Here is a 22228-nt window from a genome sequence, read left to right on the forward strand (position 1 = left end):
TGCACCAACCCAAGCCGTGCGAGGCCTTTGAAAAGCGCGCCGGGCGCCTGCGGCGCGGCACTTGTCCACCTGGTCAGGTTATTGCATCGGGCGCTTCGCCCGGAGGGCAGCCCGTCCTCCGTTCCCGACACTGCATCGACAGGAGCGTCCCCGCATCATGAAGAACAAGACCCTGAACACCCTGCTGCGTGGCCTGGTTCTGGCCATGGGCCTTGGCGCCGGCGTTGGCGCGGCGGTGGCCGAACCGCTGAAAGTCGGCTTCGTCTACGTCGGCCCGGTCGGCGACCACGGCTGGACCTACCAGCACGAGATGGGACGCCGCGAGCTGGCCGAGCACTTCGGCGACAAGGTGCAGACCACCTTCGTCGAGAACGTTGCCGAGGGCGCCGACGCCGAGCGGGTCATCCGCAACCTGGCCAAGGACCACTACGACCTGATCTTCTCCACCTCCTTCGGCTTCATGAACCCCACCGCCAAGGTCGCCAAGCAGTTCCCCAAGGTGGTCTTCGAGCACGCCACCGGCTACAAGCAGGACAAGAACCTCGGCACCTACCTGTCGCGCTCCTATGAGGGCCGCTACGTCGGCGGCTACCTGGCGGCGAAGATGACCAAGACCCACAAGATCGGCTACATCGCCTCCTTCCCGATCCCCGAGGTGATCCGCGACATCAACGCCATTCAGCTCGCGCTGGACAAGTACGACCCGCAGGCCGAGCTGAAGGTGATGTGGGTGAGCACCTGGTTCGACCCGGGCAAGGAAGCCGACGCGGCCAACGCGCTGATCGACCAGGACGTCGATGTGGTCTTCCAGCACACCGACAGCCCGGCGCCGATCCAGGCTGCCGAGCGCCGTGGCGTCTACGCCGTGGGCTACGCCTCGGACATGCAGCACTTCGGGCCGAAGACAGTGCTCACCTCCATCGTCAACGACTGGGGCCCGCACTACATCAAGACCACCCAGGCGGTCATGGACGGCACCTGGAAGCCGCAGGACTTCTGGGGCGGCCTGGCCGAGGACACCATCGTCCTGCCGCTGAACAAGGACGTGCTGCCGGCCGACGTGCAAGGCGAGGCGAGCAAGCTGATTGCGGACATCAAGAGCGGCGCCTTCCACCCGTTCACCGGCCCGATCAAGGACCAGAGCGGCAAGGAGCGCATCCCCGCCGGCGCCGTGGCCAGCAACGCCGACCTCGCGGCGATGGACTACTACGTGCAGGGCATCAAGGCCGAGCTGCCGAAGTAACCGCTGCACCTTCCCCCTGTAGGAGCGGACCTCGTCCGCGATAGCCGGAGAATCCGGCGCGATTCGCGGATGAGATCCGCTCCTACGAGAAAAGCAGGTTTTGCACGAGACCGACCCATGGACCGCCTACCCATCATCGACATCGCCCCGCTCTACGGCCGCGACCAGTCCGCCTGGCCCGCCGTGGCCCGGCAGATCGACAGCGCCTGCCGCGAGTGGGGTTTCTTCTACATCACCGGCCACCCGATCGCGGCGAAGCGCTTCGCCGACCTGCTGCAGGCGGCGAAGACCTTCTTCGCCCAGCCGGCGGCCGAGAAGCTGAAGATCGACATCACCCAGAGCCGCAACCACCGCGGCTACGGCGCCATCGCCACGGAGCAGCTCGATCCCGAGCTGCCCAGCGACTTCAAGGAAACCTTCGACATGGCCCTGAACCTGCCGGCCACGCACCCCGACGTGCTCGCCGGCAAGTCCTTCTACGGGCCCAATCGCCACCCGGACATGCCCGGCTGGGAGGCGCTGCTGGAGGCGCACTACGCCGACATGCAGGAGCTGGCCAAGACCGTGTTGCGCGCGCTGGCCATCGCCCTGGGCATCGAGCGCGACTTCTTCGACCGCCGCTTCGTCCAGCCGGTCAGCGTGTTCCGCATGATCCATTACCCACCGGCTGCTGCGCGGCAGAGTGCCGACCAGCCCGGCGCCGGCGCGCACACCGACTACGGCTGCGTGACCCTGCTGTACCAGGACGATGCCGGCGGCCTGCAGGTGCAGAACCGCCAGGGCCAGTGGATAGACGCGCCGCCTATCGAGGGCAGCTTCGTGGTCAACATCGGCGACATGATGGCGCGCTGGAGCAACGACCGGTATCGCTCCACGCCGCACCGGGTCATCAGTCCCGAGGGCGTGGATCGCTACTCGATGCCGTTCTTCGCCGAGCCGCACATGGATACGCCCATCGAGTGCCTGCCCGGCTGCTTCGACGCGGACAACCCGCCGAAGTACCCGCCGACTACCTGCGGCGAGTGGCTGACCTCGCGCTTCGCCGCGACCTACGCCTACCGGAGGGCTGAAATGTAGGAGCGCGCCATGCGCGCGATTCGCGGCCATGGGCCGCTCCTACGGGAGAGGTCCGGACGTGCGATAATTCCTACGATTGCCTGATAACGAGATCGCACCATGTCCGATTGGCTCAATGCCCTGCCCAAGGCCGAACTGCACCTGCACCTGGAAGGCACCCTGGAGCCCGAACTGCTGTTCGCCCTGGCCGAGCGCAACAAGGTGGCGTTGCCCTGGGGCGACGTCGAGACCCTGCGCAAGGCCTACGCCTTCAACAACCTGCAGGAGTTCCTCGACCTCTACTACGCCGGCGCCGACGTGCTGCGCACCGAGCAGGACTTCTACGACCTGACCTGGGCGTACCTGCAGAAGTGCAAGGAACAGAACGTCATCCACGTCGAGCCCTTCTTCGACCCGCAGACCCACACCGACCGCGGCATTCCCTTCGAAGTAGTGCTGCGCGGCATTCAGGGCGCGCTCAAGGACGGCGAGAAGCAGCTGGGCATCGGTTACGGCCTGATCCTCAGCTTTCTCCGCCACCTGTCCGAGGAAGAAGCCTTCAAGACCCTGGAGCAGGCCATGCCCTTCCGCGACGCCTTCGTCGCCGTCGGCCTCGACAGCTCCGAAGTCGGCCACCCACCGAGCAAGTTCCAGCGTGTGTTCGATCGCGCCCGCGCCGAGGGCTTCCTGACCGTCGCCCACGCTGGCGAGGAGGGTCCGCCGGAATACATCTGGGAGGCCCTGGACCTGCTCAAGATCGAGCGCATCGACCACGGCGTGCGCGCCATCGAGGACGAGCGCCTGATGCAGCGCATCATCGACGAGCAGATCCCGCTGACCGTCTGCCCGCTGTCCAACATCAAGCTCCGCGTGTTCGACCACATGCGCGACCACAACATCCTGCAGATGCTCGAGCGCGGGGTGAAGGTGACGGTCAACTCGGACGATCCGGCCTACTTCGGCGGCTACGTCAACGAGAATTTCCAGGCCATGCGCGAGCACCTGGGCATGACCGAAGCCCAGGCCAAGCGCCTTGCGCAGAACAGCCTGGATGCGCGCCTGGTGAAGTGATCGCCTGAGTGGCGTGGCGGACGTTTTTTCGCAGGAGCGAGCTTGCTCGCGAACGGACTTCCCGGCGACTCCTTTGCTGGGCGGTTCGCGAGCAGGGACTGGGCGTCCCCCCTCGCGCCTACAGGTGCGGCATTTAACCTGGAATAAAAAACGGGCCTGCCAATCGGGGATGGCAGGCCCGTTCGCAAACCACTTGGCAGCGGCGCGGGAGGGTTCTCGCGCCGCCGCCTGACGCAGCCCCTCAGGCGTATGGCCCGAATTGCGTCAGGGTTGCGATCAAGCGGGTTCGGAAAGCGCGCCCGTAGCGCGCCCGGATCGTTGGCGGCCGGAAATCCGGTGGGCGTCGCCAGCCGGCGCGGTGCCCTTGTCGTAGGGCTTGGCCAGCAGCATGTAGAGCAGCCCGGCGCCCAGCACCACGGCGGTGGTGAGGATCATCGAGTAGTTCATGTACCAGGGCGCGTCCGGGGTGCGCGGCCAGACCATGTTGACGATCGCGGCGACACCGTAGACCAGCGCGGCGACGTTCACCGGCACGCCCCACTTGCCCAGGCTGAACTGGCCGCTGGGCGACCAGCCCTTGGCGCGGGCTATCAGCGCGGCGATCACGATCAGCTGGAAGGACACGTAGATGCCGATGGCGGCGAAGCCGACGATGGTGGCTACCGCGTCGGCCATGAACAGGCCCAGGCAGACGATGGCGGCGGGCATCACGCCGGCGACGACCAGCGCGACGGCCGGCACGTGGTTGGCGTTGAGGCGCGAGAGCTGCTTGCTGCCGACGATCATCTCGTCACGCGCATAGGCGAACAGCAGGCGGCTGGCGGCGGCTTGCAGGCTGAGCACGCAGGACACGAAGGAAACCATGACGACGGCCATCACCAGGCGCGAGCCGACCGGGCCGAAGGCGTTGGCCAGGATGGTGGTCACCGGGTCGGTGTCCTCGCCGTGGATCACCCGCTGGATGTCCGGCACCGAGAGGATCAGCGCGAGGCAGGCGAACATCGCCGCGGCACCACCGATGTAGATGGTCATGCGCATGGTTTTCGGGATCATCTTGCCGGGGTTCGGGGTTTCCTCGGCGACGTCGCCGCAGGCTTCGAAGCCGTAGTACTGGAACAGGCCCGCCAGGGAAGCGGCGAGGAAAGCCGGCCAGTAGGAGCCGTCGATCTTGATGTCGAAGGTGTTGAACAGCACCGAGAACGGCTGGTGGCGCTCGAAGATCAGCAGGTAGCCACCGACCAGCAGGGCGCCGACCAGCTCGCAGAGGAAGCCGAACATGGCCACGCGGGCGAGCAGCTTGGTGCCGCTGAGGTTGAGCACGGTGGACAGCGCGATCAGGCCCAGGGCGATGCCGATGGCGGCGTTGCCGTGCATCTCGAAGCCGAGCATGACCGCCATGTACGGCGCGGCGCCCACGGCGATGCCGGCGATGGAAGTGCACAGCGCCCAGGCATAGACCCAGCCGACCATCCACGCCCAGCGCTTGCCGACCAGGCGACGCGCCCAGGGATAGACGCCCCCGGAAATCGGGAACTGCGAGACCACTTCGCAGAACACCAGGCACACCAGCATCTGGCCCAGGCCGATCAGCAGGTAGGTCCAGAACATCGGCGGACCGCCCGCGGCCAGGCACAGGCCGAACAGGGTGTAGACGCCCACGACGGGCGACAGGTAGGTGAAGCCGAGGGAGAAGTTCTCCCACAGGCTCATGCTGCGTTCGAAGTTGGAGCTGTAGCCGAGGGCAGCGAGCTGCTCGGCATCGGAATCGGTTACGCCAGCGGCACGCTTGGCAGGGGACCCACTCATCGTTGTTTCCTCTCAGGGGGTAATGGGCAGAGCTGAAGCGACCGGCGAGTCTCACGGCCTCGCCGGTTTGTCCCTTTTCGGGTTGTCGTTGTCGGTTACTTGCCGTCGTCGTATTTCGAGAGCCACTCCACCGCCGCGTCGCGGTAGCGGGTGAAGCCCTTGTAGTCGACCAGTTCCTGGTTCAGCGACTTGAGCACGCGGTGCATGCGCTTGGCCCAGGCCGGGTTGGTGGCGATGTCTTCCAGGTTCAGCAGGTAGGTGCGGATCGGGAAGACGATGGCGTTGCTGCGCGGCAGGCGGTGCAGCGGCTGCAGCTCGATGCGCAGGTAGACCAGCTTGCCGGCGTTCTCGGCGGTCACGGTGGTGCGGTCCGGGGCCCACTCCGGCAGGCTCTCGGCGGACACGTCCAGGCGCGGGTTGACGGTCAGCGACCAGTTCAGGCGGCGCACCGGGTGGCCGTTGCGCAGGCGCAGGAGGAACTTCAGCGCGCGGTCGAGCATGCCGGTTTCCTTCACCAGCGGCACCGGGCCGTGGAACTCGTGCCAGGCCATGCCGAGGTTGAAGCGCAGCGAGTAGTCGGCACGCTGGGTGGCGATGCCGGCGCCCCAGTACAGGGTGCCGTCACGCTCTTCCTGCAGCACCCAGTCGCCCTGGGCCTGGCGGGTGACGTACTCCATCGGCTCGTAGGGCAGGGTGGACGGATCGCCGAAGGTGAAGGTGTCGTCGATGTTCAGCAGCTTGTTGGTCCAGTGCCAGCGCGTACCGTCCTTCTCCAGCGAGAAGTACTCCGGATAGTCCTTGGCGTAGGACTCCATGATCAGTTCGAGCAGGTCCCACTGCGCCTCCATCATGTGCGGCGCGGAGACGTAGTGCATGCCCGGGTCCTTCTCCAGGGTGATCGCACGGTCGCGGCACTCGCTGATGTAGTGCTCGTCGATGTCGAACACCGCGCGGAAGGCGCCATCGCCGACCGAGACGTGCGGCTCCAGGTTCATCGAGTACATGTACTCGTCGTCCGGGAAGGGCCAGGGCGCGCGGGCGATGCACTCGGGGCTGTTCGCGTAGGTGTAGTCGTCGCGGTAGGTTTCGTCGGGGCGGAATTGGATGCTCATGGGCGTTCTCCGGCTCAGCAGTCGATGACCAGCCGCGAGCACTTGGCACGCGACACGCAGGGCATGATCTTGGTGTTGGCGGCCTTGTCCTCGTCGGACAGCCAGTCGTCGGTGTGCAGGATCTCGCCGTCCAGTTCGAGGACGCGGGTCTCGCACATGCCGCAGGCACCGCCGCGGCACAGGTAGGGGATCTCGTGGCCGGCGGCCTCGGCGGCTTCCAGCAGGCTCTGGTCGGGCGACACGTCGATGGTCGCGCCGCTGCGCGCCAGGGTGACGCTGAACGCCTCGCCGACGCTGCCTTGTTCGAGGAAGCGTTCGTAGTGGATGTGGCTGTCGGTCCAGCCGTGGGCGCGGGCCGCGTCGAGGGTGCCCTGGATCATGCCCTCGGGGCCGCAGACGTAGACGTCGCTGCCCAGCGGGCGGTCGGCCAGCACGGCGCTGATGTCCAGGCGCTCGCCGCGGTCATCGCGGTACAGGCGCACGGCATCGCCGTACTCGCGGACCAGCTCTTCGCCCAGGGTCGCATGGGCGTCGCCGCGCACCGCCAGGTGCACTTCGAAGGGCGTGCCGCGCAGGCGCAGCTCGGCCAGCTGCGAGCACACCGGGGTGATGCCTACGCCGCCGGCGATGAACAGGTGCAGGCGCGCGTGCTTGCTCAGCGGGAACAGGTTCACCGGGCGGAGGATTTCCAGCTCGTCGCCTTCCTTCACCACGTCATGCATGTGCTTCGAGCCGCCACGGCCCTCTTCCACGCGACGCACGGCGATCTGGTAGGCGCTGGCGTCGTAGGGCGAGCTCATCAGCGAGTAGGCGTTGCGGTAGGTGCCGGTTGCATGGGGCATCAGCACCACGACGTTGCTGCCGCCGGAGAAGGGCGTGAGGTGCGCGCCATCGGTGGACACCAGGGTGAAACGCTTGATCTCCGGGGTGACCTGCTCGATGCGGGCGACGCGGACGTTGAGGGTTCCGGTGGACTGGCTCATGTGTCGAGCTCCTCGGCTGCCGGCAGTTCGCCGGGGACTTCGGCGTCGGCCTTGACCGCCTGGAAGGCGGCGAGGCGGCGGGAGTAGTGGTCGCGCACCACCAGCGTCCGCGCGCAGTGCGGGCAGGTGAACACGCGCTGGGTGACGTTCTCGGTGTAGCCGTCGCAGTGCACGCACCAGACGCGACGCACGAACGAGCCGCAGTGCTCGCGCAGCACTTCGTCCTTGTTCAGGTTGATCGCGGTGGCGGCCTGCATGGCGGTGCCGATGAAGCTTTCCGAACCCGCCAGGTACAGGCGGGTGCCCATGCGCGACTCGCCGAGCAGGGCGTGCAGGTCCTCGACCAGAGAGCGGTTGCTCGGATAGACCTGCAGCTCGACGTCGCCGAGGTCGCGCAGCGCGGCCAGGTGGTTCTGCCCGGAGAAGGTCTCGGTGGAATACAGCACGCGGATCGGCGCGGTACGCGGCATCTGCGCGAGCAGCCGAAGCATGGCGCTGCCGCCGCTGCCCTGGCCGGCGACGATGTGGTGGGTGCCGCCGGCAAGCGGCTCGAGACGGTCGTATACCGGCCGGCTCTTGATACCTGTGATGAGCATTTTTGTTGTGCCTCCAGAACTGCCGGGCTCCTCGGTCGGGAAAGCCAGGCGCGATTCGAGGACCCGTGCACGGTCACGGGTCGAAGGAGGTAGAGCACAGGCTGTGCCAATATTTTAAGTAATTGAAATTAAAGGATTTATTGATTCATCTGCGACCAAGGGTGTAAGCAGAAATGACAACGGTCGTAGGCAAAACTGCAGCGTTCAATGTGTGCGGATACGCCGTTGTAGGAGCGGACCTTGTCCGCGAATAGCGCGGCACAGTGTTCCCTTGTAGGAGCGGCCCATGGCCGCGATCGCGCGCATGGCGCGCTCCTACAGGGAAGCTTTGGAGCGGGGAATTTCGCGGATGAATCCGCTCCTGCAGGATGGCGCCGAGCATTGCGCTCGCGCCGAGCCTCAATCCCGCTGCAACTTCCGAATCAGCGTGCCGACGTCGATACCCAGGTGCTGCGCGGCCTTGCGCTTGCTGCCGCACAGGCGCACGGCGTGGAGGATCACCTGGCGTTCGAAGTGCTGCACCTGCGCCTTGAGCGGCTCGTCGCTGCCCATGGCGATGGGCAAGGGCTCGTCGTCGCTGGCCGGCAGCGTCATGCCGAGCAGTTCCGGCGGTAGGTGGTGATCGTCTGCCACATCGTCCGCCAGCACCGCCAGGCGTTCGAAGATGTTCACCAGCTCGCGGATGTTGCCGGGGAAGTCGTAGCCCAGCAGGCGCTGGCGGCAGGCTGTGGATAGCCGTAGCGGTGGCTGGCGGTCGCGGTTGATGCGCGCCAGGAGAATGTCCATGAGCACCGGCAGGTCGTCGCGGTGGGCGCGCAGCGGCGGGATGTCCACCGGCAGCACGGCCAGGCGGTAGTAGAGGTCGGCGCGGAACAGCCCGGCGGCGACCAGCGCCCTGAGATCCTTGTTGGTGGCGGCGATGACCTGCACCTGGACCTTCTTCGACAGCGGCGAGCCGACCGGCTGGATGGTGCCGTCGTCGAGGAACTTGAGCAGCTTGGCCTGCACCTGCAGCGGGATTTCGCCGATCTCGTCGAGGAACAGCGTGCCGCCGGAGGCGCTTTCGATGTAGCCGCGCTTGCCCTGCTGCAGCGCGCCGGTGAAGGCGCCACGCTCGTAACCGAAGACCTCCGACTCGAACAGGCTTTCCGGAATGCTCGCGCAGTTCACGTCGATGAAGGGCCGGTCGCCCCAGCCGGCGGCGCGGTGGATGTGCCGGGCGATGGCGGTCTTGCCCACGCCGGGCTCGCCGAGCAGCAGCAGGCGCGCGCGGCGGCGGAAGGCGCGCACGCCCATGTCGGCGATGCTGGAGAGCAGCGGCGACATATGCAGCGCGCTGTCCTGCGGATCGCCCAGGCTCGCCGGGGTGTCCGGCAGGCTTGGCGCGCTGGCGCGGCTGGCGCTCTCGCGGGCTTCGTATTCGTGCTGGATCAGCAGGGTGTAGGGCTTCTCGTAGGCGCCGACCGGCACGCTCTGCACGCGGGTCAGGAACAGCCGGCCGTCGCGCGAGCGGGTCAGCGCGCTCTTGCCGCCGCGCCGCACGGCCTGCAGGAAGTCGTCGAACTGCAGCGCCGAGCGCTGGAAGAAGTCGCTGTCGGCCAGGCCCAGCACGTCCTGGCGGGCGACACGGTTTATACGCTCGGCTGCCAGGTTGAGGAAGCGCACCCGCGAGTCGCCGTCGCAGACGATCAGGGCCTCGCCGAAGCCGTCGAGCAGGGCGTGCAGCGCCGGGGTCTCCAGCAGCGCGGCGAGCATCTCGGCGCTGACGTTGACCGACGAGCGCATGCCCATGCGCATGGGCGCGAAGAAGCCCTCGCCGTTCATGGATGCAGTTCCGCCGGCCGGCGTTCGACGCCGTCGGGGCGCAGCACTATCACGCGCCAGGCCTGGTGTTCGCGGATCAGGATGCGCGAGCAGTGGCTGTCGAAGGTGCGGTAGCTGCCGTACTGGTCGGGCAGGTCGAGGCGCTGCCAGGTGCGTTCGGGCAGCGGCAGGCGGTCGAGGGTGGCGGCCACGCCGGCGGCGCGGGTGATGCCGAAGACCTGCTCGAAGGCGGCGTTGCGCCATTGCGGCTGGGCGTCTTCGTCGATCACCAGGACCGCGTCGGGCACGGCGTCGAACACCCGGCGCAGGGACTCGATGCGCTGCTCGGCGTCGTGCTGCATGCGCAGTTCCTGGCTGACGTCGCGCAGGCTGCCCCACATGCGCAGCAAGCTGCCGTTATGGATGCTGGCGCGCACGTCGTTCTCCACGTAGGCCGGCGAGCCGTCGTGGCGGCGGTCCACCGAGAGCGCGCCGTCGACGTGGAACTCGGCTTCGATCAGACGCCGCACGAACTCCTCGTTGGCCGGGCTGCGCGGCCAGTAGAGGCGCACCGGCTGCTGGCTGAAGTCGACGTCGGCGGGCATCTCGTAGATCGCCGCCATGGCGCGGTTGCACATGCGCCAGTAGGAGCGGTTCTCGAACACCTGGCGGACGATCTCGTCGGGCGTCTGGCGGATATCCACAGGCTCGTCGAACTCGATGCACCAGTAGGCGACCTTGGCGCTGTAGAGCATCTGGCTCATCACTTCGTTGGCGTTCTGCAACTCGCCCAGGCGCCGGCTGATGCCGCCCAGCGGCATCTTCACCAGGTGCAGGCGGGCGGGCTGGCCGTCGCGCCACTGCAGCACGCCGCTGGCCAGCACCGGCAGCAGGCCGCCGCTGTGGCGGATCAGGGTCAGCTCCAGGTCCTGCACGCGCTCGTCGGCTGGCGGATTGGCGAACAGCTGCTGCAGGGTGCGCACCGACTCGGCGGTGTAGACCTGCTCGATGCCCTGGCCGGGCAGGCTGCCCGGCGGGTAGCCGAGCTGGTCGCTCTGCTCGGCGGACACCTCGAGGAAACGTCCGTCCGAAGCGATGCTGTCGGCCAGCAGCAGGCCGCGATCGGACAACAGGCGTAGCGGGTCCATCTATGTTTCTCCATACGGGATAGCGGCGGTCGACGCGGTGGGGCGACGGCCATCCTGGCATCCAGGCAGGTTGCGTGCCAGGCGCGCGGGCCCGCTGCTGTGGGGGGCGGCTGGCCAGGGTGTATGCAAATCTGCAGCACTGTTGGCGAATGCGCAGCGTATTGCAACGAAGGTAGCGGCTGTTCGCCAGCCCGTCAGTCGATGGGCGACGAAGGGGTTTGCTGGCGGAAAACGAGTAAACTTTGATTAACATGTGATGTTAATGTGATGTGCATTCTTCGACGAAGGAGCGGAGCATGATCGCCATACGCGAAGCCTGGCAGGCCGGCCTGCTGCAAGGGCGGCACTGGCCGCGCAACCTGCTGGCGGGAGTGATAGTCGGGGTGGTCGCGCTGCCGCTGGCCATGGCCTTCGCCATCGCTTCCGGCGTGAAGCCCGAGCAGGGCCTGTACACCGCGATAGTCGCGGGCCTGGTCGTGTCGCTTTGCGGCGGCAGCCGAGTGCAGATCGCCGGGCCGACCGGCGCCTTCATCGTCATCCTCGCCGGCATCACCGCGCGCTACGGCGTGGACGGTCTGCAGCTGGCCACGTTGATGGCCGGGGCGATCCTCCTGCTGCTGGGCGTCAGCCGCCTGGGCAGCGTCATCAAGTTCATCCCCGACCCGGTCATCGTCGGCTTCACCGCCGGCATCGGGGTGATCATCTGGGTCGGCCAGTGGAAGGACTTCTTCGGCCTGCCGGCGGTGGGCGGCGAGCATTTCCACCAGAAGCTCTGGCACCTGCTGCAGGTGCTGCCGCAGCTGCACCTGGCGACCACCCTGCTGGCCCTGCTGGGGCTGGCGACGGTGCTCTACGGCCCGCGCCTGCCCTACCTCTCGCGAGTGCCCGGGCCGCTGCTGGCGATGGTCCTGGTGAGCCTGCTGCAGACGCTGTTCCAGTTCGACGGCGTGGCCACCATCGGCAGCGCCTTCGGTGGCATCCCGCGCGGCCTGCCAACCCCGAGCCTGCCGGAGATCACGTTGCCGCGCGTGCTGGAGCTGATCGGCCCGGCCTTCGCCATCGCCATGCTTGGCGCCATCGAGTCGCTGCTTTCGGCGGTGGTCGCCGATGGCATGGCCGGCACGCGCCACGACTCCAACCAGGAACTCATCGGCCAGGGCATCGCCAACCTGCTGGCGCCGCTGTTCGGCGGCTTCGCCGCTACCGGTGCCATCGCCCGCACCGCCACCAACATCCGCAACGGCGGCAGCAGCCCGCTGGCCGGCGTGGCCCATTCGGCGACCCTGGTGCTGATCGTGCTGTTCCTCGCCCCGCTGGCCTCGGGCATTCCCCTGTGCGCGCTGGCGGCGATCCTCTTCGTGGTGGCCTGGAACATGAGCGAGGCCCGCCACTTCGTGCGCATGGTCCGCCGTGCTCCCCGGCCCGACGTGGCCATCCTGCTGATCACCTTCGGCCTGACGGTGTTCAGCGACCTGGTGATCGCGGTGAACATCGGCGTGATCCTGGCCATGCTGCTGTTCATGCGGCGCATGGCCTCGGCGGTGGAAGTGTCGCAGCAAGGCGACGCCGAACTGCAGGGCGAGTTGCCCAACGCGCTGCCGCCGGGCGTGCTGGTATACAGCATCGAAGGCCCGCTGTTCTTCGGCGCCGCCGAAACCTTCGAGCGCGCCCTCCAGCAGACCCACAGCGACCCGCGCCTGCTGGTGATCCGCCTGCGCCATGTGCCCTTCATGGACATCACCGGCATGCAGACCCTGGAGGAAGTGATCCAGCAGCTGCGCAAGCGCGGGGTCACGGTGAAGCTCTGCGAGGCGAGCGCGCGGGTCAGGCACAAGCTGGTGCGCGCGGGGATCATCGAGGCGGTGGGGCGGCAGAACTATCACGCCACCTTTGCCCTGGCGTTGGCGGCCTGCGAGCAGCGTGAAGAAGCGGGCGCCCCGTAGGCGCGGATCTCATCCGCGAACGGCCTTGCACGGTGTCCCCTTGTAGGAGCGGCCCATGGCCGCGATTCGCGCGCATGGCGCGTTCCTACAGGTGGGTATTGGCGCGGGGATCTTCGCGGATGAATCCGCTCCTACAGGGGCCATGCGCGGTAACGCGCCCGGCTCAGTCCTTTTCCGCGTTCCCGCCCTTCGGCTGGCTGGCGTAGCTCACGCCATGGCTTTCCAGATAGTCGCGGATCAGCTGGCGGACCACCTGCGAGGGCGTCAGGTCCTGGCTGGCGCAGAGTTCCTCGAAGGCCTTCTTCTTCTGCGGGTCGATCAGCACGGTAAGGCGTGCGGTGCGGTTTTCCATGGGCCGGTCTGCTTGCTCGGATGCGGATGTGCATCGAATTCTAATGCCGCGCTCCGCCGGCTGCCATGGCACGGCGCCCGTTCCGCAGGCGGCACTCCTGGCGAGCGCCGCCTGCGTGGCATTCAGATGACCTCGCTTTCGCGCAGGCTCGCCGGGCTGGCGAGGGTGAAGCGGGCGATCTCGTCCTTGCGCAGGAAGGCCACGCTCGGATGTTGCCGCGCGTAGGTCAGGAATTCGTCCCACACCCGCGCCATCTGCGGCGTGCCGCTGATGCGGTCGTGGGCGCTGAGGGACATCATGCGCCGCCGGCTGCCGGCCTCCTCGTAGAGCTGGTCGAACTCGCCGCGGATCTGTGCGAGGAACTGCTGCGGCGAGTAGTTGCGCCCTTCGACGAGCAGGATGTCGTTGTTGCGCAGGGTGTAGGGCACCACCACGAAGTCCTTGCCGTTGACCGGCTCGACGAAGGGCTCGTCCCGGCTCAAGTCGTCGATGTGGTAGAGGTAGCCCAGCTCCTGCAGCAGCGACAGCGTGTTGGGACCGCGGCGCAGCCAGTTGCAGTTGTAGCCCTGCGGGCGCTGGCCGGTGACCGCCTCGACCATGTCGCGCGCGGCGATCAGGAAGGCCCGTTCCTCGTCGCGCGGCATGGCGTACTGCGAGCTCCAGCGCGGCCCGTGGCCCGCCGCCTCGTGGCCGCGACGGACGATCTCGCGGGCCAGCTCGGGGTGCTTCCGCACCGCCTCGCCGATCATGTGCGAGGTGACCTTCACGCCATGCTTGTCCCACAGGTCGAGTAGCCGTGGGATGCCTTCGCGGTAGCCGTAGGCGAACCAGCTGTTGGCCGCCGCATCGGCCGGCACGCTGGCCGGGAAGTCGACCCTCGGGAAGGGGCTGTCGGTGCCCTTTAGCGGCTGGCCGCCCGCCTCGAACTGCATGGAGATGGAGATCACTAGGCGGACGCCGTCGGGCCAGAAGCCGCCCTTGCCGGGTTTTGGCTGCACGGCCGGGGTGGTTGCCGAGGCGGTCTGGGCGACGGCGGCGCCGGCAGCGAGCACGCCGACGCCGCCGAGGAAGGTGCGGCGTCCGACGCCGCCGCTGGAAGGCTGGTCCATGGTCATGCTCCTCAGCCGCCGAGCACGCCGAGTTGGCGCAGCAGGGTCAGGTTGTCCTCGATGTGCCAGTTGTCGGCGATGCGCCCGTCGACCACCCGGTAGATGTCGGTGGCGATGAACTCCACCGTCTGGCCTTTTCCCTGGACCTGCTGGAAGCGCCCGCTGAAGTGGCCGCGGAACCGCAGGTGGACGACCACGCGGTCGCCGGCGACCAGCAGTTGCTCGATGTGGCAGTCGAGGTCGGGAATGGCGGTCTTCATCGTCTTCGAGGCCTGCAGCGGCCCTTCGATACCCTGCACGCGGCCGGCGGGAAGGGTGCGGTCGGTGAAGTCGGCGGCCAGGGCGGCGCGCGCCAGCGCCGGGTCGCCGCTGTTCCAGAAGCTGGCGTAGCGGCGTGCGGCGAGGATCTGCGCGTCGCGCTGGGCGGCCGGCAGCGAGGCGTCGGCAATCACCTGGGCAGGTTCGAGCAGGGCGGGTTCGGCGTGCGCCTGGGCGGCGATGCCGGTGAGCAGGGCGAGGCTGGCGAGGGTGGAACGCAGGCGGTTCATGGCGGCTCCTCAAGGGCTGCGGTGGGGACGCGCCTATTGTTGGTTGCCGATTCGTGGGGAAATACGCTATTCGGGAAGATGCATTCTTTCTGAAAAGCGAAGGATTCGATGATCGATAACCTGCCCGCCCTGGTCGCATTCGACCGTATCGTCCGCAGCGGCAGCCTCTCCGCCGCGGCGCGCGAGCTGGACCTCTCCCTGGCCGTGGTCAGCAAGCGTCTTGCGCAGCTGGAGGCGGGGCTGGGCGTACGCCTGCTGCAGCGCACCACCCGGCGCCAGACGCTGACCGAGGAGGGCGCGCTATTCCATGCCAGCGTGGTGCGCATCCTCGCCGAGCTGGAAGCCGCGCAAGCGCTGCTCGGCCAGCGTCGCGAGACGGTGAGCGGCCTTTTACGCCTGGGCGCGCCCGTAGACCTGGGACGACGCTGGATCGCGCCCATCGCCGGCGACTTCCAGCGCCTGCATCCGCAGCTGGATATCCAGCTGGAGCTGGGCGACTCGCTGGCCGACCTGCTTGACGACGGCCTCGACCTGGCGGTCCGCGTCGGCAGCCTGGCCGATTCCTCGCTGATCGCCCGCCCGCTGGCGGACAACTACCGCGTGCTCTGCGCTGCGCCGGCCTACCTGCGTGAATGCGGCGAGCCGCAGCACCCGGCGCAGCTGGCCGAGCACCGCTGCCTGCTCAACAGCGACCAGCCGCGCGGCGAATGGCGCTTCAGCGGGCCGGACGGCGAGCGTGTCGCGGTGAAGGTGCGCGGGGCGCTGGTGAGCAACGATGGTGGCGCGGTGCAGGCTTGGGCGCTAGCCGGCATGGGCATAGCGCTGAAGTCGATCTGGGATGTCGGCGACGCCCTGGCCGCCGGGCAGCTGCAGCGCATCCTGCCTCACTACCGCGCGCCCGAGGCACCGCTGCATGCGCTCTATCCGCATGCCGGACACCTGGCACCGCGGGTGCGGGTGTTCGTCGACTACCTGCGCGAGCGACTGGCAGCGGCCTGGCGCTGGGACGGGGCGGCGGGATGAAAAAAGCCCCGGCGTGGCCGGGGCTTTCGGGAGGCGGTGATCGTCATTCGCCGCGAATGTATTGCTCCAGCTGCTGGATGAGCGCGGCCTGTTCGGCGATGGCTTCCTTGACCAGGTCGCCGATCGACAGCAGGCCGATCAGCTTGCCGTTCTCCACCACCGGCAGGTGGCGCAGGTGGCGGTCGGTCATCAGTTGCATGCAGGTGTCGACGTTCTGCTGCGAGTCCACCGTGACCACCGGCGAACTCATGATGGTCTTCACCGGCGTGCCGACCGAGGAACGGCCCTGCAGGACCATCTTGCGCGCATAGTCGCGCTCGCTGATCACACCCACCACCACCCCGTTGTCCACCACCGGCAGGGCACCGACGTTCTTCGCCGCCATCACCCGGAGGGCGTCGAGCACCATCTCCTGCGAGCCGATGGTGTGTACTTGCTGTTCCTGTTTGGTGTGGAGGATCTGCGCAACGGTCTTCATTCAGGGTGTCCCTCGGTGGCTGGCTGGGGGCGCTGGGCGCTGGGTAGGCAACAGGATCGTCAGGCGACGGACGGCGGGCAACACCGCGCAATCCATCGCTTCGATAGCGAAACCTCATGCGTCACACTTGAGTGTATAGCTCGCGCGCCCGCGGCTTGCCCGGCGAGCGACCCGCGCAGTTCCCGACGCGACCGCAACGCCTTAGCATGTGCGCCCCGCAACAATCCCTCGCCGATCGAGGCTGCCCCCATGAACGACGACGACATCGACCTCCCCGAACCGGAACATGACCACCTGCTGGACCACGAATTCCACGACCTGCCCGAGACCGGTGAGGACGACGCCACCGGCCTGCTGGACGATCTTGAGGAAACGGTCGAGGAGGAAGGCGAGGAAGACGCGGCGCTCGACGACTGGGACGAGGACGACTCCGACGCCCACTGGCACGACGACTGAGCCGGCCCCCGGCTACTGACCGGTGAGCCGGCGGTACTCCGTCTGGTACTGGTCGAACGGCAGGTTGCTGCGCTGCAGTTTCTGCAATTGCTGCTCGCGCCCGTCATTGACCGCCACGGGCTTGCCCAGGTGCTCGCTTCCGGCCAGTGACTGCCCGGGTCCCGGTGCCGGCTTGGCCTTGGCCGGCTCCTGCTCGGGGCTGGTGGCTGGCGGCGCGGGCAGGGGCTCGCGCTTGGCGATGCGCTGGGCGCTGGTGAGTTCGTTGATGATTTCCGCGGAGATGGTCTTGATCTGGCCCTGCACCGATTCCGGCTCGTCGGATTCGCTTTCATAGCGGCGCGAGCCGAGCAGACGACCGCTGGGGCCATCGGCGAAGCGCACGTCGACACGCATCACCGCATCGCCCAGGTCGCCGCCAGCCGGGCCGGCCTGCTGCAGGCGCTGCACTTCGACGACCAGCAAAGTGGCGGCCTGGGCGCCGCTGGGCAGCGAACCGACCTGTTCGCTCAGTTGGTAGTCCGCGTCGCTGGCGGCCTGCTGCAGGGCGCGCCGCCAGGCGCCGGTCAGGCGCGGCCAGTTCGGACGGGCGGTGATCGACGGATCGCCTTGGAAGCTCACGAGCAGATGGTTCTGGGTATCGGCGTAGGTCCTGATCGGCGACATGCCGTCGTCCTTCTTGACCTCTGCCGCGCAGCCGGCAAGTCCGGCCGCCAGGAGCACGACGAATAGGGTGCGCACGGTGAACTCCTTTTTTCTTGTAAGAGGGATATCCACTCACGGCTGGAGATGTGTGGGGCAGGTGCTTAAGACTAGTCGGCGCCAGGCGTTCTCGCTGTCCGGTCATCGCCGATTTTCGCCGCGGGTCATGACCCCCCTCAGCGCGCTACCCACCGGTCGGGCGATTTCAGCCAGCGAGACCGCCCGGGCCCCGATCTGCAAGTCGAGGCCAAATTCCGCCAGTACGGCGTCGGCCAGCACCAGGGGGCGGGCGTGTCATGGGCTTCGGCCCAGAGGCCGAGTGATGCATCACGTAGGCGGATATCCTGGGCAATAAGGGAACCGGCGTTGAGGGACGGTCTGGCCGCGGGGCCTATGAAAAAGCCCGCGCAAGGCGGGCTCTTTTCAGTGCATTCGGCACAGTCGGCACTCAGCGGAAGGCCGGCACCACGTGCTTGATGAAGAGTTCCAGGGACTTCTTCTTCTCGGCGTACGGCAGGCTGTTGTCCGCCCAGAAGCTGAACTCGTCGACGCCCAGCTCCTGGTAGTGGCGGATGCGCGCGATGATTTCCTCGGGGGTGCCGATCATGGTGTTCTTGCGGATGTTTTCCAGCTCGAACTCCGGACGATCCTTGAACTTCTCTTCCGGGCTGGGCGGCAGCAGGCCGTTGACCGGGGTCTGCTTGTTGCCGAACCAGGCGTCGAAGGTGCGGTAGAAGCGCGAGATGGCGGCGGCGCCGACCTTCCAGCCGTCCGGATCGTCCACGGTATGCACGTGGGTGTGGCGCAGGACCATCAGTTGCGGGCGCGGCACGCCGGGGTTGTTGGCCAGGGCGGCTTCGAACTTGTTCTTCAGGTCGACCACTTCCTCGTCGCCCTTCATCAGCGGGGTGACCATCACGTTGCAGCCGTTGGCCACCGCGAAGTTGTGCGAGTCCGGGTCGCGGGCGGCGATCCACATCGGCGGGGTCGGCTTCTGCAGCGGGCGCGGCGAGGAGGTCGAGGTGGGGAATTTCCAGATCTCGCCGTCATGGGCGACGTCGCCCTGCCACAGCGCCTTGACCACGGGGACCATCTCGCGCAGGTACTTGCCGCCGTCGGTGGCCGGCATGCCGTTGGCCATGCGGTCGAATTCGTACTGGTAGGCACCGCGCGCCAGGCCCACTTCCATGCGGCCGTTGCTGATCACGTCGAGCAGGGCGCATTCGCCGGCGACGCGGATGGGGTGCCAGAAGGGCGCGATGATGGTGCCGGCGCCCAGGCGGATGGTCTCCGTGCGCGCGGCGAGGTAAGCCAGCAGCGGCATCGGGCTCGGCGAGATGGTGTATTCCATGGCGTGGTGTTCGCCGATCCACACGGTGCTGAAGCCACCGGCCTCGGCCATCAGGGTCAGTTCGGTGAGTTCTTCGAACAGCTGGCGATGGCTGGGTTGCTCGTCGTAGCGCTCCATGTGCACGAACAGGGAAAATTTCATATCGCTTACCTCGAACCTTTCTTGTATCCGGGCTTGCGGCCCGGCGGATGGGGAGGCGCGGAGGGGCGCGCCACGGAATTCGGGGATCGGCACGGTCATGGCGGGCTGCCATCACGGTGCTGGGTTTCCATGGATTATTGGTATACCATAATACGGAATATCTGCAAGGCGTTTCTGCCCAGCGTGCAGCCAAGGAAGAAAGGATGAATCTCAAAAAGAAACTGATCCTCGCCTTTTCCGCCATCGCCAGCCTGCCGGTGATCCTCGTCGCCGTACTGGTGATCCTCAACCTGCGCAGCGAGGCGCGGCAAAGCTTCATCGACGGCAGTGGCCGCGAGATCCGCCAGGTGGAGAACGCCATGCAGCTGTTCTTCGATGGCATCACCCAGAATGTCGAGTACCTGGCCAGCCACCCGCAGATGCAGGCCATCGACGGCAGCCTCAAGCAGTTCATCGGCGCCGACGCGCCGCAGCACCCGGCTGGCCCGCTGGACCGCCAAGTCTTCGACCTGTTTGCCGGTCTGGCCCACAGCCACCCGGACTATGCCTACGTTTCCGTCGGTACCCGCGACGGCGGCTACGCCTTCTGGCCCGGCGACGACCAGCTCGCCAGCTACGACCCGCGCACCCGTCCCTGGTACCAGGCGGCCATGGCCCAGCCGGGCAAGACCCAGCGCACCCACGCCTACTACTGGGCGGCGGACAAGGTGGCGCTGGTGAGCACGGTGCGCACCTTCGGCAACCGCCTGGGCGAGCAGGGAGGGGTGGTCAACATCGATGTCTCGCTCAAGCGCCTGACCGACATCGTCAAGGGCATCAAACTGGGCAGCAGCGGCTACCTGATGCTGATGGAAGGCGACGGCACCATTCTCGTCGACCCCAACCAGCCGGAGCACAACTTCCAGAAACTCGGCGAGCTGGGCGCGAACTACGCGCAGCTGGCACGCGCCGAGAAGGGCCTGGTGGAAGTCACCATCGACGGCGAGCGCTACCTGGCCAACGTCTGGCCGTCGGAGGCGCTGGGCTGGCGCTTCGTCGGTGTGATCAAGGAAAGCGAGGTGATGAGCGCGGCGACCCGCCTGACCTGGGGCGTGGCGCTGATCGCGGCGATCATCGCCCTGGCGTTCGCCGGCGTCGGCGCGCTCTTCGCCGGCCTGGTGGTGCGCCCGGTGCGCGCGGTGGCCGAGGGCCTGGAGGGCATCGCCCAGGGCGACGGCGACCTGACCGGTCGCCTCGCCGTGCGTGGGCGCGACGAGACGGCGCAGCTCGCCGGCTGGTTCAACCAGTTCCTCGACGCGATCCGCCGCCTGGTGCAGAACATCGGCCAGGCCGCGGCGAGCATCCACCAGAGTTCCGGCAGCTCCCGCGAAACCTCCCAGGCCCTGGCCGATACCGCCGCACGCCAGCGCGAGGCGGTGGACATGGTGTCCACGGCATTCAACGAGATGGTCATGACCGCCAACGAGGTGGCCCGCTCCTGCAGCCAGGCCGCGGACTCCGCCGAGAGCGGCCAGCGCCAGGCCCACGACGGCCAGCAGCAGATCGACGCGGCGGTGGACAGCGTCGGCCGCCTGAGCGACGAGATCGCCCACTCGGCCGACGCCATGCGTCAGTTGGAGCAGGACAGCAACGACATCCAGTCGATCCTTGGCACCATTCGCTCGATCGCCGAACAGACCAACCTGCTGGCGCTCAACGCCGCCATCGAAGCCGCCCGTGCCGGCGACCAGGGCCGCGGCTTCGCGGTGGTGGCCGACGAGGTGAGGGCGCTGGCGCGGCGTACCGCCGAATCGACTGGCGAGATCGATGCGCTGCTGGGCAACCTGGCGCGCCGCACCCACGACACCGGCAAGCAGATGCAAGCCAGCCTGGAAGCCTCGCAGCGCACGGTCGGCTCGATCCGCGAGGCCCGCGCCTGCTTCGGCGCCATCCGCGAATCGGTGGACGTGATCCGCGACATGAATGCGCAGATCGCCACGGCGGCGGAAGAGCAGCACCAGGTGGCCGAGGAGATCAACCGCCACATCAGCCAGATCCACCGCGACGCCCAGGAAGTCGCCGGCCTGGCCGACGCCACGCGCGGGGATGCGCAGGTGTTGAACGGTCTGTCGGATGAGTTGAATCGGCTGGTTTCGCGGTTCAGGACTTGAGGGGATTTGAGTGGCGGCGGATAACCACTTCGTGGTTATTCGCCCTACGTGGAACCTCCGCGCACCGCTCTTCATCACGTCATTCCCGCGAACGCGGGGAACCAGAGACGGGCTTGCTCCTGAACGATTGTGCTGGTGATTGATCCAGCTCCCTCTCCCTAACCTTCTCCCGCGAGCGGGAGAGGGGGCTGATCGGCGTGGCCGGAAGGTGCGGCGTCATCCTGTAGGAGCGGATCTCATCCGCGAAAATCCCCGCACCAACACCCCCCTGTAGGAGCGCGCCATGCGCGCGAATCGCGGACAAGGTCCGCTCCTACAAGTAAGCCCAAACGCAAAAAAGGCGCTGCGTCATCGACGGCAGCGCCTTTTCGGATTCTTGCGGGGGCGTTGGCGGTTCAGGCCATCGCCGGCAGCGCACCCATCTTGCCGCGGCAGTAGACCATCGGCTGCACGCGCTGCTCGGGGACGATCAGGTTCTTCACCGCGCCGACCATGATCGCGTGGTCACCGCCTTCGTATTCGCGCCACAGCTCGCATTCGATCACGGCGGTCGCGCCATCCAGGACGGGGTTGCCCAGCTCGCTCAACTGCCATTCGATGCCTTCGGCCTTGTCCTTGCCCTTCTTGGCGAAGCTGTAGGCTTCGCGCTGCTGCTCGGCGGAGAGCAGGTGGATGGCGAACTGCTTGCGGCGGATCAGCACCGGGTAGGAGTCGGAGCTGTAGTTCGGGCAGAACAGCACCAGCGCCGGGTCCATCGACAGCGAGCTGAAGGCGCTGGCGGTCAGGCCCACCAGGTGGCCTTCCTCGTCCAGGGTGGTGATCACAGTCACGCCGGAGGGGAAGGAGCCCATGACTTGCTTGTAGACGTTGGCGTCGATCATTGCGGGTACCTGCTGCCAGCTGGGTGGCGGGTTGGACGAGGTTCTTTCGTCTGATGGTATACCGTAATACTGAAAGTTCAAGCCCCCGGGATGCCGTTAGTCGGATCTCTCCGCTGCCTGTGCCATATGGGAGAGGCCGCATGCGGTCTGACTTTCAGGGTGATTTCGGGTGCTCGACAGGGGCTTGAGGGGCCGTTGTATGGCCGGTCCGTTGCGCGGAAAACGCTTGCCTGAAGTTTGGAATACCATAATATGGTCTTCAGTTTGCGGCGCCTGCCA

Annotated in this window: 19 protein-coding genes and 2 pseudogenes; 8 read left to right on the plus strand and 13 right to left on the minus strand. The window is 67.2% G+C overall.

All coding sequences use genetic code 11. From position 1 onward, the window contains the following. Positions 1-157: 157 nt before the first annotated feature. The 3 genes from PKB_RS01260 (at position 158) to PKB_RS01270 (ending at position 3370) form a co-directional block, all read left to right on the plus strand. Positions 158-1243 carry a BMP family ABC transporter substrate-binding protein gene (locus tag PKB_RS01260; RefSeq protein ID WP_043248342.1) on the plus strand — a complete coding sequence of 362 codons (1086 nt, stop codon included), beginning with the start codon at positions 158-160 and terminating at the stop codon, positions 1241-1243. Positions 1244-1360: 117 nt separating this feature from the next. Then, positions 1361-2320: an isopenicillin N synthase family dioxygenase gene (locus tag PKB_RS01265; protein ID WP_043248343.1), complete on the plus strand. Its 960-nt coding sequence runs from the start codon at positions 1361-1363 to the stop codon at positions 2318-2320. Positions 2321-2419: 99 nt separating this feature from the next. Next, the gene (locus PKB_RS01270; RefSeq protein WP_043248345.1) at positions 2420-3370 is read left to right on the plus strand and encodes an adenosine deaminase; all 951 of its coding nucleotides are present in this window, start codon (positions 2420-2422) and stop codon (positions 3368-3370) included. 276 nt (positions 3371-3646) lie between these two features. On the opposite strand, the gene PKB_RS01275 is transcribed toward PKB_RS01270, so the two are convergent. The 6 genes from PKB_RS01275 to PKB_RS01300 form a co-directional block, all read right to left on the minus strand. Then, positions 3647-5176: an APC family permease gene (locus PKB_RS01275; RefSeq protein WP_043248347.1), complete on the minus strand. Its 1530-nt coding sequence runs from the start codon at positions 5174-5176 to the stop codon at positions 3647-3649. 95 nt (positions 5177-5271) lie between these two features. Then, positions 5272-6288 carry a heme-dependent oxidative N-demethylase family protein gene (locus tag PKB_RS01280; RefSeq protein ID WP_043248349.1) on the minus strand — a complete coding sequence of 339 codons (1017 nt, stop codon included), beginning with the start codon at positions 6286-6288 and terminating at the stop codon, positions 5272-5274. Positions 6289-6302: 14 nt separating this feature from the next. Then, positions 6303-7271, minus strand: a complete 969-nt coding sequence (locus PKB_RS01285; RefSeq protein ID WP_043248350.1) for a PDR/VanB family oxidoreductase — start codon at positions 7269-7271, stop codon at positions 6303-6305. Next, on the minus strand, positions 7268-7867 hold the full coding sequence (locus PKB_RS01290) for a dimethylamine monooxygenase subunit DmmA family protein (RefSeq protein ID WP_043248352.1): 600 nt from the start codon (positions 7865-7867) through the stop codon (positions 7268-7270). The genes PKB_RS01285 and PKB_RS01290 overlap by 4 nt, the downstream gene beginning before the upstream one ends. A gap of 399 nt (positions 7868-8266) precedes the next feature. Then, a complete protein-coding gene (locus tag PKB_RS01295) occupies positions 8267-9691 on the minus strand; it encodes a sigma-54 interaction domain-containing protein (RefSeq protein WP_043248354.1) in 1425 nt (474 codons plus the stop codon). Further along, positions 9688-10818, minus strand: a complete 1131-nt coding sequence (locus PKB_RS01300) for a PAS domain-containing protein (RefSeq protein WP_043248356.1) — start codon at positions 10816-10818, stop codon at positions 9688-9690. The genes PKB_RS01295 and PKB_RS01300 overlap by 4 nt, the downstream gene beginning before the upstream one ends. 296 nt (positions 10819-11114) lie before the next feature. Here PKB_RS01300 and PKB_RS01305 point away from each other — a divergent pair, with 296 nt between their 5' ends. Beyond that, entirely contained in the window at positions 11115-12761 is a 1647-nt protein-coding gene (locus PKB_RS01305; protein ID WP_043248358.1) for a SulP family inorganic anion transporter, read from the plus strand. Positions 12762-12924: 163 nt separating this feature from the next. Here the strand turns inward: PKB_RS01305 and PKB_RS01310 are convergent, their stop codons facing one another. The 3 genes from PKB_RS01310 to PKB_RS01320 all read right to left on the minus strand — a co-directional run bounded on the left by PKB_RS01310 (position 12925) and on the right by PKB_RS01320 (position 14770). Beyond that, positions 12925-13113, minus strand: a complete 189-nt coding sequence (locus PKB_RS01310; protein ID WP_043248360.1) for a ribbon-helix-helix protein, CopG family — start codon at positions 13111-13113, stop codon at positions 12925-12927. 122 nt (positions 13114-13235) lie between these two features. After that, a complete protein-coding gene (locus PKB_RS01315; protein WP_242411205.1) occupies positions 13236-14222 on the minus strand; it encodes a polysaccharide deacetylase family protein in 987 nt (328 codons plus the stop codon). An 11-nt stretch (positions 14223-14233) separates the two neighbouring features. Continuing rightward, on the minus strand, positions 14234-14770 hold the full coding sequence (locus tag PKB_RS01320) for an ester cyclase (protein ID WP_043248364.1): 537 nt from the start codon (positions 14768-14770) through the stop codon (positions 14234-14236). 108 nt (positions 14771-14878) lie between these two features. Here PKB_RS01320 and PKB_RS01325 point away from each other — a divergent pair, with 108 nt between their 5' ends. Beyond that, positions 14879-15793, plus strand: coding sequence for a LysR substrate-binding domain-containing protein (locus PKB_RS01325; RefSeq protein ID WP_043248366.1), 915 nt, complete (start codon positions 14879-14881; stop codon positions 15791-15793). Between the two features lie 43 nt (positions 15794-15836). On the opposite strand, the gene PKB_RS01330 is transcribed toward PKB_RS01325, so the two are convergent. After that, positions 15837-16271 (minus strand): CBS domain-containing protein, encoded by a 435-nt coding sequence (locus tag PKB_RS01330; RefSeq protein ID WP_043248368.1) that lies wholly within the window; start codon positions 16269-16271, stop codon positions 15837-15839. Positions 16272-16520: 249 nt separating this feature from the next. Between PKB_RS01330 and PKB_RS01335 the strand changes: the two genes are divergently transcribed. Beyond that, positions 16521-16727 carry a hypothetical protein gene (locus tag PKB_RS01335; protein ID WP_043248371.1) on the plus strand — a complete coding sequence of 69 codons (207 nt, stop codon included), beginning with the start codon at positions 16521-16523 and terminating at the stop codon, positions 16725-16727. Between the two features lie 12 nt (positions 16728-16739). Here the strand turns inward: PKB_RS01335 and PKB_RS01340 are convergent, their stop codons facing one another. Continuing rightward, positions 16740-17465 carry a hypothetical protein gene (locus PKB_RS01340; protein WP_043248373.1) on the minus strand — a complete coding sequence of 242 codons (726 nt, stop codon included), beginning with the start codon at positions 17463-17465 and terminating at the stop codon, positions 16740-16742. A gap of 409 nt (positions 17466-17874) precedes the next feature. Then, positions 17875-18918 (minus strand): LLM class flavin-dependent oxidoreductase, encoded by a 1044-nt coding sequence (locus tag PKB_RS01345; protein WP_043248374.1) that lies wholly within the window; start codon positions 18916-18918, stop codon positions 17875-17877. A 359-nt stretch (positions 18919-19277) separates the two neighbouring features. Between PKB_RS01345 and PKB_RS30455 the strand changes: the two are divergent. Together PKB_RS30455 and PKB_RS30460 are read left to right on the plus strand one after the other, a co-directional pair. Further along, a pseudogene (locus tag PKB_RS30455) lies at positions 19278-20210 on the plus strand (HAMP domain-containing protein); the annotation flags it as partial. Between the two features lie 261 nt (positions 20211-20471). Then, a pseudogene (locus tag PKB_RS30460) lies at positions 20472-21068 on the plus strand (methyl-accepting chemotaxis protein); the annotation flags it as partial. Positions 21069-21463: 395 nt separating this feature from the next. Here PKB_RS30460 and PKB_RS01355 read toward each other — a convergent pair. Next, positions 21464-21949 carry a flavin reductase family protein gene (locus tag PKB_RS01355; RefSeq protein WP_043248378.1) on the minus strand — a complete coding sequence of 162 codons (486 nt, stop codon included), beginning with the start codon at positions 21947-21949 and terminating at the stop codon, positions 21464-21466. Between the last annotated feature and the right edge of the window lie 279 nt (positions 21950-22228).

This window comes from Pseudomonas knackmussii B13 (assembly GCF_000689415.1).
Lineage (GTDB): Bacteria > Pseudomonadota > Gammaproteobacteria > Pseudomonadales > Pseudomonadaceae > Pseudomonas > Pseudomonas knackmussii.

Bases quoted from the DNA above. Each gene is read 5' to 3' on its own strand.
- PKB_RS01275 (WP_043248347.1), bottom strand. From the start codon at position 5,176: ATGAGTGGGTCCCCTGCCAAGCGTGCCGCTGGCGTAACCGATTCCGAT.
- PKB_RS01300 (WP_043248356.1), bottom strand. From the start codon at position 10,818: ATGGACCCGCTACGCCTGTTGTCCGATCGCGGCCTGCTGCTGGCCGAC.
- PKB_RS01305 (WP_043248358.1), top strand. From the start codon at position 11,115: ATGATCGCCATACGCGAAGCCTGGCAGGCCGGCCTGCTGCAAGGGCGG.
- PKB_RS01355 (WP_043248378.1), bottom strand. From the start codon at position 21,949: ATGATCGACGCCAACGTCTACAAGCAAGTCATGGGCTCCTTCCCCTCC.
- PKB_RS01315 (WP_242411205.1), bottom strand. From the start codon at position 14,222: ATGGACCAGCCTTCCAGCGGCGGCGTCGGACGCCGCACCTTCCTCGGC.
- PKB_RS01310 (WP_043248360.1), bottom strand. From the start codon at position 13,113: ATGGAAAACCGCACCGCACGCCTTACCGTGCTGATCGACCCGCAGAAG.
- PKB_RS01345 (WP_043248374.1), bottom strand. From the start codon at position 18,918: ATGAAATTTTCCCTGTTCGTGCACATGGAGCGCTACGACGAGCAACCC.
- PKB_RS01280 (WP_043248349.1), bottom strand. From the start codon at position 6,288: ATGAGCATCCAATTCCGCCCCGACGAAACCTACCGCGACGACTACACC.
- PKB_RS01290 (WP_043248352.1), bottom strand. From the start codon at position 7,867: ATGCTCATCACAGGTATCAAGAGCCGGCCGGTATACGACCGTCTCGAG.
- PKB_RS01320 (WP_043248364.1), bottom strand. From the start codon at position 14,770: ATGAACCGCCTGCGTTCCACCCTCGCCAGCCTCGCCCTGCTCACCGGC.
- PKB_RS01335 (WP_043248371.1), top strand. From the start codon at position 16,521: ATGAACGACGACGACATCGACCTCCCCGAACCGGAACATGACCACCTG.
- PKB_RS01270 (WP_043248345.1), top strand. From the start codon at position 2,420: ATGTCCGATTGGCTCAATGCCCTGCCCAAGGCCGAACTGCACCTGCAC.
- PKB_RS01295 (WP_043248354.1), bottom strand. From the start codon at position 9,691: ATGAACGGCGAGGGCTTCTTCGCGCCCATGCGCATGGGCATGCGCTCG.
- PKB_RS01285 (WP_043248350.1), bottom strand. From the start codon at position 7,271: ATGAGCCAGTCCACCGGAACCCTCAACGTCCGCGTCGCCCGCATCGAG.
- PKB_RS01260 (WP_043248342.1), top strand. From the start codon at position 158: ATGAAGAACAAGACCCTGAACACCCTGCTGCGTGGCCTGGTTCTGGCC.
- PKB_RS01325 (WP_043248366.1), top strand. From the start codon at position 14,879: ATGATCGATAACCTGCCCGCCCTGGTCGCATTCGACCGTATCGTCCGC.
- PKB_RS01265 (WP_043248343.1), top strand. From the start codon at position 1,361: ATGGACCGCCTACCCATCATCGACATCGCCCCGCTCTACGGCCGCGAC.
- PKB_RS01330 (WP_043248368.1), bottom strand. From the start codon at position 16,271: ATGAAGACCGTTGCGCAGATCCTCCACACCAAACAGGAACAGCAAGTA.